This window comes from Sphingopyxis sp. (assembly GCF_965279755.1).
Lineage (GTDB): Bacteria > Pseudomonadota > Alphaproteobacteria > Sphingomonadales > Sphingomonadaceae > Sphingopyxis.
Genome location: NZ_OZ257261.1, coordinates 709076 through 722311 on the forward strand (window position 1 = coordinate 709076; position 13236 = coordinate 722311).

Annotated in this window: 9 protein-coding genes; 1 reads left to right on the forward strand and 8 read right to left on the reverse strand. The window is 64.6% G+C overall.

The window, feature by feature from the left end:
* Positions 1 to 10: 10 nt before the first annotated feature.
* From ACQY80_RS03355 to zwf, 6 genes are all read right to left on the reverse strand, one after another.
* Positions 11 to 1609, reverse strand: coding sequence for a wax ester/triacylglycerol synthase family O-acyltransferase (locus tag ACQY80_RS03355; RefSeq protein ID WP_428683633.1), 1599 nt, complete (start codon positions 1607 to 1609; stop codon positions 11 to 13).
* The gene (locus tag ACQY80_RS03360) at positions 1602 to 3944 is read right to left on the reverse strand and encodes a glycerol-3-phosphate 1-O-acyltransferase (RefSeq protein WP_428683635.1); all 2343 of its coding nucleotides are present in this window, start codon (positions 3942 to 3944) and stop codon (positions 1602 to 1604) included. The genes ACQY80_RS03355 and ACQY80_RS03360 overlap by 8 nt, the downstream gene beginning before the upstream one ends.
* A 3-nt stretch (positions 3945 to 3947) precedes the next feature.
* Positions 3948 to 5501: an HAD-IB family hydrolase gene (locus tag ACQY80_RS03365; RefSeq protein WP_428683637.1), complete on the reverse strand. Its 1554-nt coding sequence runs from the start codon at positions 5499 to 5501 to the stop codon at positions 3948 to 3950.
* Positions 5502 to 5589: 88 nt separating this feature from the next.
* The gene (gene eda, locus ACQY80_RS03370) at positions 5590 to 6186 is read right to left on the reverse strand and encodes a bifunctional 4-hydroxy-2-oxoglutarate aldolase/2-dehydro-3-deoxy-phosphogluconate aldolase (RefSeq protein ID WP_428685730.1); all 597 of its coding nucleotides are present in this window, start codon (positions 6184 to 6186) and stop codon (positions 5590 to 5592) included.
* A 20-nt stretch (positions 6187 to 6206) separates the two neighbouring features.
* Positions 6207 to 8048 carry a phosphogluconate dehydratase gene (gene edd, locus ACQY80_RS03375; protein ID WP_428683639.1) on the reverse strand — a complete coding sequence of 614 codons (1842 nt, stop codon included), beginning with the start codon at positions 8046 to 8048 and terminating at the stop codon, positions 6207 to 6209.
* A gap of 195 nt (positions 8049 to 8243) precedes the next feature.
* Positions 8244 to 9647: a glucose-6-phosphate dehydrogenase gene (gene zwf, locus ACQY80_RS03380; protein WP_428685732.1), complete on the reverse strand. Its 1404-nt coding sequence runs from the start codon at positions 9645 to 9647 to the stop codon at positions 8244 to 8246.
* 184 nt (positions 9648 to 9831) lie between these two features.
* Between zwf and glpD the strand changes: the two genes are divergently transcribed.
* On the forward strand, positions 9832 to 11343 hold the full coding sequence (gene glpD, locus ACQY80_RS03385; RefSeq protein ID WP_428683641.1) for a glycerol-3-phosphate dehydrogenase: 1512 nt from the start codon (positions 9832 to 9834) through the stop codon (positions 11341 to 11343).
* A 49-nt stretch (positions 11344 to 11392) separates the two neighbouring features.
* Here the strand turns inward: glpD and ACQY80_RS03390 are convergent, their stop codons facing one another.
* The gene (locus ACQY80_RS03390) at positions 11393 to 11521 is read right to left on the reverse strand and encodes a hypothetical protein (RefSeq protein ID WP_428683643.1); all 129 of its coding nucleotides are present in this window, start codon (positions 11519 to 11521) and stop codon (positions 11393 to 11395) included.
* A gap of 128 nt (positions 11522 to 11649) precedes the next feature.
* On the reverse strand, positions 11650 to 13233 hold the full coding sequence (ahpF, locus tag ACQY80_RS03395) for an alkyl hydroperoxide reductase subunit F (protein ID WP_428683645.1): 1584 nt from the start codon (positions 13231 to 13233) through the stop codon (positions 11650 to 11652).
* Positions 13234 to 13236: the final 3 nt, after the last annotated feature.

Sequence of the window (13236 nt, forward strand, 5' to 3'; positions counted from 1 at the left end):
TCGTCCTGCGTTATTTCTGTTTCTTCGGATTCTTGCCGGTTGCGTTGCCTTTGGCAACCGGTTTCGCCCTGACTTTGGTGGCAGGTTTCGGGGCAGGTTTCGCTTTTGCCGCGGGTTTGGCGGCCGGTTTTGCCGCCGCTTTCGGCTTTGCCGTAGCGGCTTCGGGTTTGGCCGGCGCCTTCGCGGGCTTGGGCGTCGCAGCCATCAGGTCGGCGAAACTTTCGTCGATACATTCACGGAAAAACGCAATGTCGGGCATGATCGCGCGTTCGCAGATGATCGAGAAGGCGATGCGCCCGTTATAGCTGGGGGTCGCGATGAACAGGCCCATATTGTTCGCGAGCGGTGCCATGCCGTGCTGCTGCACCAGCTGCGCTCCCGCAAGATAGAGCGGCACCTGCGCGCCCGGCACGTTCGAGATGAAGAGGTTCGTCCCGCGCACCGCGAAACGTTCGCTGGTCAGGATGCGCGCGACCGCGGCCATCGTTGCGCCGGGGATATGCTGCGACAGATCGGTCATGATCCGAGCGCTGACCCCGGCTTTCGCTTCCTTCGCCTCGACCGTATAGTCGCGCACGGCGGCCAGCCGTTCGAGCGGATCGGCGATATCGGTGCGGATCGGCACGCTCATCGCCGATACTTGGTTGCCGGGGGTCGAGGCCTTGCCGCCCCCTTTCCCGTCTTTGCCGCGAAGGTTGATCGGCGCGACCGCGACGACGCTCTCCTTCGGCAGCTCCTTGTGCTTCGCGAGATATTTGCGCAGCGCGCCGCCGACCGTGGTGAGAACCACGTCGTTCACCGTCGCGCCCGGCACCTTCCTGCGGATCTCGGCAACGTCGGACAGCGCGACGGTGGTGGCATCGAACATCTTGTGCGGCCCGACCGGCACATTGAAGCGCGTTTCGGGAACACCCGCGGTCATTCCGCCATCGGCCATCGACTTGCGCGCCGAGGCGACGATCGCCGGCGACACCTTGAGCAGCGCGTTCATGAACTTGACCGGCGACTGCATCGACGCCGACCATGCGCGCGTTACCGTCTCGGCGCTCGACGGCGCACGGCCCAGATCCTCGACCGGCGGCGGCTCGGGAATCGCCGGCGTGCCCTTGGCGTCGATGTCGCTCATCGCGATGAAGGCATGCGCGCCCGATGCGCCATCAACTGCGGCGTGGTGGACGCGGTGAAGCATCGCGAAGCTGCCTTTCGGGATGCCCGGAATGCGGTCGAGCCCCTCGATGATGTAGATGTCCCAGAGCGGCCGGTTCATATCCATAGGCTTCGAGAACCAGCGCGCGACGGCGATGCAGAACTGCCGCCAGTCGCCGGGTTCGGGCAGCCGCGCATGGCTCATATGCGCCTCGATATCGAAATGCTCGTCCTCGACCCAATAGGGATGGTCGAGATCGAAGGGCAGCCGGTGCAACCGGCGCTTGAACAGCGGCGAGGTATGCACGCGGCTTTCGACGTGGCGGATGATATCCTTGAAGCGTACGAAGCCACCCGGCGCGGTCGAGGGGTCGTAGATATAGACCCCCATGATGTGCGTCAGATTGTTCGCGGTCTGGGTGTAGAGGAACTGGGCGTCCTGTGCACTGAGCTGCTTAAGCATCCGATCCTCCCGGCATTTTGTCCGCCAGCGCCGTCGTCGACAGGCGCATCGATTCCATCACGTTGGCGAGCCCGCGAAGTTCCGCCAGCAACGCGCGCCGTGCGGCGAGGCTGTCGGGGGTCGCGGTCTCGGCCAGACCCATATGCCGCATCAAGGACAGGCCGTTTTCGAACAGAAGCTTGCCGATCGCGGCTTCGCTGCTGATCCGGCGGAGCAGGTACGCCTGCCGCCCTTCGACCAGCGCAGCATCGAGCAGCGCCTTCTGGTCCACCTCGTCGCCGGGCTTCGCGCGCGTCAGCAGTTCGGCGACGACCGAATAGGCCTCCGCGAAAGGCAGCAGGATCGCGTGGCCGACGACCGGCTGGCAGCGGCGGAGCAATTGCGCCACGCCGCGATCGCCGCTCGCGAAACGGCGGTCCCAGACGGGATCGATGCGCGCGAGCTCGGCCTCGATCGCGGCACGATGTTCGTCGCGCGGCGGATAGAAAAATTCGAATTTGAACAGATCGCGCAGGCGATCGATCTTCGCCCAGAAGGCAGCGGTGACGTCGGCGCTGTCGGCGTCGCGCAGATCAAACAGCACCAGCTCGATCATCGCGCGATCGAGGAAGTGATGCGCGATGATGTTGCGATAATAGCTCGCCATCGGATGCTTGGCGGGGTCGATCGAATAGACATTCTCGCTACCCGCCTCATAGCGGGTGAGCAGCCCGCTCGCGACCAGCGTGTCGACGGTAACCGAGAGCGCTGCGTCGTCGCCGCTTTCGAGTTCCTTGCTGAGACGAATGCCACGCTCGCGCGCCCAGCCGCTCACCGCGCCGATCGCCGCGAGCAGCTCGGCCGACGTTGCGCCGCGCGGCGCGAGGCCGAGCAGGATCAGGCACATCACCGAGGTGACGGTAAGCGGGGTCACCCGGTTGGCCTCGACCGCGACCGCGAAGGCGATCTTTTCCAGCGCGCGCTTGTCGTCGGGACCGGGCGCCTGTTCGATCACCACGGGATCGCCGATGTCGAGCCGGATGCGCCCCGACGGCTCCCTGAGGCTCTTCATATAACCGATGAACCACGACAGGCTTTCGGGCTTCTTGTTCCGCCCCGTCTGCTCGGCGGCATATTCCTCGACATCGCGGATCAGGTCGAAGCTGGTGACGAAGGGCACGAAATGCACGTCGCGCGTGCCCGTCGCATGCGCGGCGTCGAGGACATATTTCATCAGGCCATATTTGGGCGGCATCAGCTTGCCGAGGCGCGAGCGCGTTCCCTCGAATGCCCAGCTCAGCGGAAAGCGCTTCGCGAACAGCCAGGCGATATAGTGGCGCAGCACCAGCTTGTAGACCGGCTGGTCCTGAAAGCTGCGCCGGACGAAGATCATCCCCGAGCGGCGGAAGAATTCGCCCATGACCGCGAAGTCGAGGTTCGCGCCGCCGAAAAGGTGGAGCATCGGCATGTCATTGTCATAGGCAAGGCGACTGGGCGTCGCGCCGTCGATATAGGTCTTGTGCGTGAACAGGATCGCGGTCGGATGATCGCGCAATATGCCGCGCAGCTTCGCCACTTCAACCGCATCGACTTCCATCTCGGGCGCGTATCCGCCGAACATCATCCGGTCGAGGCGGGCGCGAAGGTCGAGGAACAGCGCCGATGGCCGCGCGATGACCTCCTTCATCAGCGGCCGCGCCTCACGGAAGAGATCGCCGACCGGTCGGCCCGTCTTCTCGGCGAGATCGGCAAGCGCCGCTCTGAATTTGGGGCTGGTGCGCAGGCCGTCGGCGACGAAGCGCGGCACCTTGTAGCGCGTCCCGCGCACGCCGCGCTCGGCAACGTCGAGCGCGAGCGCCGCCTGCCGGGCGACGAAACCCGCGAATTCGGGGCTGTCGGCCCCTTCGCCATCGCCGCCGCCGGTTTGCGCGCAAAAACGGTCGCGCAGCGCGTCGAGCGTCGCGGCCTCTCCGACAAGGATTTGCGCACGGCGCCGGTCGCGCAGCAGGATCAGGCGCGCACGGAGCGACCCCGGATGGCGCGGATCGCCGAAGATCAGGTGCCGGAATTTGAGCGCGCGGTCGCGGTCGAAACCGGGGATGCGCCACGCGACGCGCAGCGGCACCACTTCGCGCGACGGTGCTCCACCGAGCCGCGCCTGCAACACATCGACCGGCAGCGCATGATCGCCGTCCTCGATATCGAGACTGGCCCACTGCGGCTCTTCGTCTCCCGACGTCGAATGGATCCAGTCGAGCAGGATACGCCGTTCGACCCGATGCCGCGCGTCGATGATATAGAGCCGGTCGGCCGCCTGCTCCGCCAAAATAGGGGTGCGGGGCGTTCCGTCGGCCACCGCTTAGCCGGTCTTTCCCTTGCGGGGTGCCGGCTTCTTCGCCGCCGCTTTTTTCTTGGGCGCGGCCTTCTTTTCCGCTGCTTTCTTCGGCTTCGCCTTTTCGGCCCTGGCCGGCGGCGCATCGGTCGCAACCGATTCCGCAGCGCTTTCCTCGGTCTGCCCCAGCGTGCGCAGGAACATGTTCCGCACGTCGCGGACGTGGGTATTCAGCGTCCTGACGTTCCATTTCGACGTATCGACGGGCGGCAGCACAGTGACGCGCACCGTCGCAGGACGCATCACGAATTCGTTCTTCGGCGCCACGTCGGTGGCGTTATGGATCACGATCGGGACGATCGGCACGCCTGCCTGCATCGCGAGGTGGAAGGCGCCCTTCTTGAACGGTTCGAGCTTGGGCGTCAGGCTGCGCGTCCCTTCGGGAGCGATGCAGATCGACTTGCCTTCCTTTTGAATGGCATCGACCAGCGGTTCCATCGCCTTGATCGCGCTTTTGCCGTCGGCGCGGTCGACGAAGACGGTGCCGCCCCATTCCATCAGCTTGCCGAGGATGGGGATGTCCTTGATCTCCTTCTTGCCTACCCCGCCCATGTCGCGGCGGATGAGCTTGGCGAGGATCATGACGTCCGCCTTGCTCTGATGGTTGAAGATGAAGACGCAGGGGCGCGACGACCAGAGATGGCGCTCGTCCTCGACCTCCAGCTCGACGCCGGTGATCGCGGTCGCGAAGTCGCCGAACAGGCCCATCGAGAAATTGACCGCCTCGCGCTGCGAGCGGGTGAGCGCCCAGATCGGCAGGCCTGCGGCGAACGCCCCGACCAGCGAGCCCGTGGCATAGATGGTGCGCGTATAATCGATCCATGACGGGGTGCCGCGGCTCGCGAAACGTTGCACCGGCCAGTTACGCTCGTCGGCGATACCCTTCAGCTTCATGTTCGGGTTGAGCGGGCGCGGCTTGCCGACGCGCTCGAGCAATTCGATATCGTCGTCGCTGTCCGAATAGAAAAAGCTCTGATCCAAATCGAGGCCATATTCGGCGGCGAGTTCCTCGGCAGCGAGCACCTTGCCCTCGCCGAAGCAGAGCGGCCGGATGATCTCGCCCGTGAAGACGCCATCCTCGATCTCATAGGACGAGCATTTGATGTCGCTGATGCCGAGATCGCGCGCGGTCGGTTCGATCTGGTAGATCGTCGCCGACGAGATGATCGCGACGCGGTGGCCCTTCGCCTGATGCGCCTCGATGATCGCGCGCGTTTCGGGATAGATTTTCCGCGCGATATGTTTCTTGTAGAGCTGCTCGCCGAACTCGACGAAGCTTTCCTCGTCGACGCCCTTCATGAATTTGGCGGCGGCGGTCATCAGCCCCGAGAAACCGATTTGGCCAAGGCTGTGCTGCGCGACGACCTGTGCGGTCTCGGCGATCTCCTCGACCGACATTTCGCGGCGCTGGAATTTCTCGCGCAGCATCGCGGTCGCGGAATAGCCCGATATGATCGTTCCATCGAAATCGAAGAGCGCGGCAATATGCGGTCCGGGTTCGGACGCGAGTACTTCTTCCAAATGTGGCTGCGGCCTCGGCACGCGCATCTCCCCACCAGCGACTATGTTGCCGCTTTCGCATGCACGATGGCAGTAAAGATGGCGTTTATCAATGGCGCGAAAGCGCGGCGGCTTCGCGTGCGAGTGTCTCGATTTGCGCCGGGTCAAGCGGCCCCGACGGAACCACCCAGCTACCGCCGACGCAGAGCACGGCGTCGAGCGCCAGCCATTCGGGCGCGGTTGCAAGGCTGATCCCGCCGGTGGGGCAGAAGCGCGCCTGTCCGAAGGGGCCCGCGAGCGCTTTGAGCGCCGGGATGCCGCCGCTGGTCGCCGCGGGGAAGAATTTGAAGCGCGAGAGGCCGAGGTCCATGCCGCGCATGATGTCGCCGGCGTTCGCGGTGCCGGGCAGGAAGGGAATGCCGCAGGCGACCGCCGCCTTGCCGAGATTGTCGGTCAGACCCGGCGAGACGATGAACTCGGCGCCGGCGTGGATCGCGGCGTTCAGCATCGCGGGGTCGAGCACGGTGCCCGCGCCGACGACCGCGCCCTTGACCGCCTTCATCGCCGTGAGCGCATCGAGCGCGGCGGGAGTACGCAACGTGACCTCGAGCACCGGCAGGCCGCCCGCGACGAGCGCTTGGGCCATCGGCACGGCATCCTCAACGCGGTCGATGACGATCACCGGGATGACGGGCGCGAGGCGCATGATCTGGTCGATGGACTGGGTCAAAGGATGGTCTCCATGGCGGCAAGGATCGCCGACCCGCCCTTTTCGGCTTCGTCGGCGTGGATGCGGAACAGCGCGAACAGCTCGCGGCCGACGCCGAGCGCGGGCGGCGGCGCGGCGGCGGGCTTGCGCGCGGCCCATATGGCTTCGTCGACGAGCGCCAAGACTTCGCCGTTGCGGGCACAGACCCGAACGACGTCTCCGTCTTTCAGATAGGCGAGCGGGCCACTCACGCCGTCGGTGCCGGGTAAGGCTTCGGGCGACAGGTGGATGACCGCGGGCACTTTGCCGCTCGCACCCGACATGCGGCCGTCGGTGAGCAGCGCGACGCGAAAGCCCTTGTCCTGCAGCACGCCTAGCGCCGGGGTCAGTTTGTGCAGTTCGGGCATGCCGTTCGCGCGGGGCCCCTGAAAGCGGACGACGACGATGACGTCACGGTCGAGTTCGCCCGCCTTGAACGCAGTGAGCACCTGATTCTGGTCGTCGAAGATCCGGCACGGCGCCTCGATCGTCCAGCGATCTTCGGCGACCGCGCTGGTCTTGATGATCGCACGGCCAAGGTTACCCGCGAGCAGGCGCATCCCGCCGTCGGGCGAGAAAGGCGCGGAAACGGGGCGCAGCATCGTATCGTCGCGACTCTCGGCCGGTGCCGCCTGCCAGTGGAGTTCGTCATTCACGAGCACGGGCTCGGCAGCATAATCGGCCATCGTTCCGCCAACAGTCAGCACATCGCCGTGCAACAGTCCGGCGCTGAGCAGTTCCTTGACGACATAGCCGATACCGCCGGCGGCGTGGAAATTGTTCACGTCGCCCGCGCCATTGGGATAAACGCGCGCGAGCAAGGGCACGACATGGCTGAGCTCGTCGAAATCCTGCCAGTCGATGACAATCCCCGCCGCGCGCGCGATGGCTGGCAGATGGATTGCATGGTTGGTCGAGCCGCCCGTCGCGAGCAGGCCGATGGCGGCGTTAACGATCGCCTTTTCATCGATACAGCGCGACAGCGGGCGATAATCGTCGCCGTCCCAGCCGATCTCCGAAATCCGGTGGGTGGCGGCACGCGTCAGCTCCTGCCGCAGCTTGGTGCCGGGGTTGGTGAAGGCGCTGCCGGGGATGTGCAGCCCCATCAGCTCCATCATCATCTGGTTGCTGTTCGCGGTACCATAGAAGGTGCAGGTGCCCGCGCCATGATAGCTCGCGGCTTCGGCTTCGAGCAGCTCGTCGCGGCTCGCCTTGCCCTCGGCATAAAGCTGGCGGACGCGCTGCTTTTCCTTGTTCGCGAGCCCCGACGGCATCGGGCCTGCGGGGATCAGGATCTGCGGCAGATGGCCGAAGCGCAGCGCGCCGATCAACAGCCCGGGGACGATCTTGTCGCAGATGCCGAGCAGCAGCGCGCCCTCGAACATCGCATGACTCAATGCAATCACCGTACCCTGCGCGATATTGTCGCGGCTGAACAGCGACAGGTCCATGCCGGCCTGCCCCTGCGTCACGCCGTCGCACATCGCGGGCACGCCGCCCGCGACCTGCGCGGTGACCCCGACTTCGCGCGCGAATACTTTGATTTGCTCGGGGTAACGGCCATAGGGCTGATGCGCCGAGAGCATGTCGTTGTAGCTTGTGACGATGCCGATGTTCATCTCGGCGCCGGACCGGATCGCGGGCTTGTCCTCGCCCGAGGCAGCAAAGCCGTGCGCCAGATTGCCGCACGACAGATTGCCGCGATTTGTCCCCGCCTCGCGCTGACGCTCTATCAGATCGAGATAGGCGGCGCGGCGCGGCGCGCTGCGCGCGATGATGCGGTCGGTAACCTTGGCGATGGTTGGGTGGAGAGTTGTCATGACAGTTCCAGAACCCTCTCCCCTTGGGGGAGAGGGGTGCGCAGACTTGCGAGCTTGCTCGCTAGTCGAAGCTGGGTGAGGGTATGAACGGCAGCGACGAAAGGAACGGCAGAGACCCTCGTCCAACTGCGCCTAGTCGCGATGCGACAAGGCTTCATATCCTTCTCCCCCAAGGGGAGAAGGTTTGGGATTTGCTCAATCATGCCAGCTCGCTCCGTCGCGCTCGATCAGCGCGATTGCACTCGACGGACCCCAGCTTCCCGCCGTGTAATTCTGCGGCGCCATATCGACCTCTGCCCAGGCACCGAGAATCGAGTCGATCCATTGCCACTGCGCCTCGACTTCATCGCGGCGCACGAACAGGGTCTGCTCGCCCTCGATAAAGTCGAGCAGCAGGCGTTCGTAAGCGATGCGCCGCCGCTCGCCCTCGAAGCTGTGCGAGAGCGAGACGTCCATCGTCACTTCTTTCAGCTTCACGCCGTCGCGGTCGAGCCCGGGCTGCTTTGCCATCACCTTGACCCGGATATTCTCCTCGGGCTGCAGGTTGATGATCATGCTGTTCGCGTCGAGCTTGCCCGCGCCGACACGCGCGAAGATATTGTGCGGTACCGGCTTGAACTGGATCAGCACTTCGGATTTGCGCTCGGGCATCCGCTTGCCGGTGCGCAGATAAAAGGGCACGCCCTTCCAGCGCCAGTTATCGATATAGGCCTTGAGCGCCACAAAGGTTTCGGTGTTCGACGGGTGCCCGAGTTCGTCGGCATAACCCGCGACCGCAGCGCCGCTTACCGCGCCGCTCGTGTACTGCCCCTTGACGCTGTGCGCCTTCACATCGGCGGCGCTCATCTTGCGCAGGCTCCGGAGCAGTTTGACCTTCTCGTCCCGCACCGCGGTTGCTGAAACACTCGCGGGCGGCTCCATCGCAATGATCGCGAGCAACTGGAGCATATGGTTCTGCACCATGTCCTTCAGCGCACCGACGCCGTCATAATAGGAAACGCGGCCTTCGAGACCGACCGTCTCGGCAACGGTGATCTGGACATGGTCGATCGCCTGCGCATTCCACAGCGGCTCGAACAGCATGTTCGCAAAGCGCAACGCGAGGAGGTTCTGGACCGTTTCCTTGCCCAGATAATGGTCGATACGGAAAATATGCTCTTCGGCGAACGCATCACCGACCTGGGCATTCACCTCGCGCGACGAGGCGAGGTCGTGGCCGATCGGCTTTTCCATCGCGATGCGGCATTCGGCGCAGGCGATCCCCGCCGCTTTCAGCCCCTGCGCAATCGGCCCGAACATCGACGGAGGGGTCGAAAGATAGGCGCCGATCGGGCGACCGATCCGGTCGCCGAGCATTGCCGCGAGATCGTCGTAGCCGGTACCCGCGCCGGCATCGACCGGACAATAGTCGATGCGTTCGAGGAAGGCGTCGATCTGCGCATCGTCGAGACGGTCGGTCGAAAGATGATCGTTCAGGGCTTCGCGCACCAGCGCATGGCTTGCCGAGCGATCCATCTTCGAGCGGCCCGACGCTATGATCGTCAGCTCGTTTGCGAGCAATCCGTCGACATGAAGATTATAGAGCGAGGGAAACAGCATACGCTGCGCAAGGTCGCCCGTTGCGCCGAACAGGATCAGGGTTTCGACTTTGACGCTCACTACAGTCCCCTTGGTACAGTTTCGACGAATTGGAGAATGTGCCCGGTGAATGCAACGCGCATACGTAGGCCGCATACGATGTCGGCTCTTGGCAAATCCGACACCGCTGCCATAGGGATTCGTCATGCCCGACAGCGCAACTCCTTATGATGTCATCGTCGTCGGCGGCGGTGTCAATGGCGCCGGCGTCGCGCGCGACGCCGCGGGACGCGGTGCGCGGGTGCTGCTCCTCGAAGCGAACGACCTGGCGGAAGGCACCTCTTCGAAATCGACGAAGCTCATCCATGGCGGGCTGCGCTATCTCGAACATTATGAATTCGGTCTGGTGCGCGAAGCCCTGAAGGAACGCGAAGTCCTGTGGGGCATTGCGCCGCACATCATCTGGCCGCTGCGCTTCGTCCTCCCCTATCGCACCGGACTTCGCCCACGCTGGCTGCTCCGCCTCGGCCTGTTCCTCTACGACCATATCGGCGGCCGCAAGAAGCTGCCCGCGACGCGCTCGATCGACCTCAAGCGCCACGAAGCGGGCGGACCGCTGCAGTCGCAATATATCAAAGCCTTCGAATATTCGGACGGCTGGGTCGACGACGCGCGGCTCGTGTTGCTCAACGCGCGCGATGCCGCCGACAAGGGCGCGCGGATCAGGACGCACACCCGCGCCGAGAGCATGCGCGTCGAGGACGGGCTATGGGTGGTCGAGGGCAGCGACGACCGCGGGCATAATTATCGCTTCACCGGCAAGAGCCTGGTCAACGCGGCGGGCCCCGCGGTACTCGACCTGCTCAAGCGCGCGTCGGCACCGCCCGACTACAAGATGCGGCTGGTGCGCGGGTCGCATATCGTCGTGCGCAGGAAGTTCGAGCACGACTACGCCTATTTCTTCCAGCTTCCCGACGGGCGTATCTTCTTCGCCATTCCCTATGAGCGCGACTTTACGCTGATCGGAACGACCGATCAGGATCATGAGGGGCCACTCGATGGCGTTCATGCGAGCGCCGGAGAGATCGACTATCTCTGCGAAGGCGCCAGCCTCTATTTCCGGGAGCCGGTGACGCCGGCCGATGTCGTGTGGACCTATTCGGGCGTACGGCCGCTGATCGAGGACGGGTCGGGCCGACCCGAGTCCGCAACGCGCGGGTACCGCATCGATGTCGATCTGGAGGAAGGCGCGCCCCTGCTCACCATCTATGGCGGCAAGATCACCAGCTATCGCCACGTCGCCGAACATGCGGTCGACGAGCTCTCCGACCATCTCGAAGCTGTGTCGGTCAAGCGCTGGACCGCGACGGCGCCGCTGCCCGGAGGAGATTTCCCGACCGATGGTGCCGCGGCGCTCAAGGCCGATTACAAGCTCGCCTACCCCTTCCTGACCGCGGCAACGGTCGACCGCATCGTCAAGGCCTATGGCACCGATGCGCGCCAGTGGCTCGGCAAGGCCGGGGACTGGGATGCGCTCGGCGGCGAAATCGCGCACGGGCTTTCGGTGGCCGAAGTCGACTGGATGATGACGCGCGAATGGGCGCGCGACGTCGAGGATATTCTCTGGCGGCGCAGCAAGCTGGGCCTGCTGTTCGGCGAGGAGGATGTCGCGAAGCTGGCTGCATTGCTGGAATCGAAGCGGCCGCAACCTGCCTGACTCTATTCGTCATCCCCGCGAAGGCGGGGATGACGACAGGATAAAATCCTTATTTGGGCTTAGGCACCGGCCTCTTAACCCTGCGCGCGTCCTCTTCGCGCAGCCGGTTCTCGCGTTCGGCCAGTTCCTCGAAACGGCAGAGCGGGATCGGGGCGGGCGAGTTCTTCTTTTCGGTCATCTCTACCTTCGTCACCCCGGACCTGATCAGGGGCCTGCCTGATCCTGAAGACAAGGCGGATCCAAGGTCAAGCCCGGGATGACGAGCCGGAAAACTCCTCCCTGTGCCGCAGGCATGGGGAGGATTTTTCAAGCCGCCTTGGCTTCCACATCCACCGGCAGGCGGATCATATAGTCGAACGCCGACAGCGCGGCCTTCGAGCCTTCGCCCATTGCAATGACGATCTGCTTGTACGGCACGGTGGTGCAGTCGCCGGCCGCGAAGATGCCGGGCTGGCTCGTCTCGCCGCGATGATCGACCTCGATCTCGCCGTGGCGCGACAGGGTGACGCTGTCCTTCAGCCATTCGGTGTTCGGAACGAGGCCGATCTGGACGAAGATGCCTTCGAGTTCGATCTGGTGCAGATCGTCCTTGTTGCGATCCTTGTAGCTGAGCCCTGTCACCTTCTCGCCGTCGCCGAGCACTTCGGTGGTCAGCGCCGATGTAATGATTTTGACGTTCGGAAGGCTCGCGAGCTTGCGCTGGAGCACCGCATCGGCGCGCAGTTCGCTGTCGTACTCGATCAGCGTAACATGCGCGACGAGTCCGGCAAGGTCGATCGCCGCCTCGACACCGCTGTTGCCGCCGCCGATCACCGCGACGCGCTTGCCCTTGTAGAGCGGACCGTCGCAGTGCGGACAATAGGCGACGCCCTTGTTGCGATACTGGTCCTCGCCCGGCACGCCGAGCTGGCGCCAGCGCGCGCCGGTCGAGAGGATCACGGTGCGCGCCTTGAGCGTCGCGCCGCTCGCGAGCTTCACCTCGTGGAGGCCCCCTTCGACCGTCGCCGGGATCAGCTTCTCGGCGCGCTGCAGGTTCATGATGTCGACGTCATAATCTTTTACATGTTGCTCGAGCTGCGCGACGAGCTTCGGCCCTTCGGTGTGCTGGACCGAAATGAAATTCTCGATCGCCATCGTGTCGAGCACCTGTCCGCCAAAGCGTTCGGCAGCGATGCCGGTGCGGATGCCCTTGCGTGCAGCGTAAATCGCCGCCGCGGCGCCGGCGGGACCACCGCCGACGACGAGTATATCGAACGCGTCCTTGGCGGCGATCTTTTCGGCGGCCTTGCCTTCGGCGCCGCTGTCGAGCTTGGCGAGGATCTGTTCGAGTTCCATGCGGCCTTGGCCAAAATTCTCGCCATTCAGGAAGATCGTCGGCACCGCCATGATCTTGCGATCCTCGACCTCCGCCTGGAACAGCCCGCCGTCGATCGCGGTGTGGGTGATGCGCGGATTGACGACCGACATCAGGTTGAGCGCTTGCACGATGTCGGGGCAATTCTGGCACGACAGCGAGAAATAGGTTTCGAAGTGGAAGTCGCCTTCGAGCGCCGCCACTTGCTCCAGCACGTCGGGCGCGACCTTCGGGGGATGCCCGCCGACCTGCAGCAGCGCGAGGACGAGCGAGGTGAATTCATGCCCCATCGGGATGCCGGCGAAGCGGACCGCGACGTTGGCGTCGCTGGCGCGGCGGATCAGGAAGCTGGGGCGGCGCGCATCATCGTCGGCGCGGGTCGCGCTTACCTTGTCCGAGAGCGCGGCGATATCGTCGAGCAGGGTCGCCAGCTCGGCCGACTTGGCATCGTCGCCGAGCGACGAAATCAGTTCGATCGGTTCACGAAGATTCGTGAGGAGGCCTTGAAGCTGCTGCTTCAGATTGGCGTCGAGCATGGG

Excerpts from the sequence above, each read along its gene's own strand:
- ACQY80_RS03355 (WP_428683633.1), bottom strand. The coding sequence starts at position 1,609 with ATGCTTAAGCAGCTCAGTGCACAGGACGCCCAGTTCCTCTACACCCAG.
- eda (WP_428685730.1), bottom strand. The coding sequence starts at position 6,186 with ATGCGCCTCGCGCCCGTCATCCCGGTGATCGTCATCGACCGCGTTGAG.
- edd (WP_428683639.1), bottom strand. The coding sequence starts at position 8,048 with ATGACAACTCTCCACCCAACCATCGCCAAGGTTACCGACCGCATCATC.
- zwf (WP_428685732.1), bottom strand. The coding sequence starts at position 9,647 with ATGCTGTTTCCCTCGCTCTATAATCTTCATGTCGACGGATTGCTCGCA.
- glpD (WP_428683641.1), top strand. The coding sequence starts at position 9,832 with ATGCCCGACAGCGCAACTCCTTATGATGTCATCGTCGTCGGCGGCGGT.
- ACQY80_RS03390 (WP_428683643.1), bottom strand. The coding sequence starts at position 11,521 with ATGACCGAAAAGAAGAACTCGCCCGCCCCGATCCCGCTCTGCCGTTTC.
- ahpF (WP_428683645.1), bottom strand. The coding sequence starts at position 13,233 with ATGCTCGACGCCAATCTGAAGCAGCAGCTTCAAGGCCTCCTCACGAAT.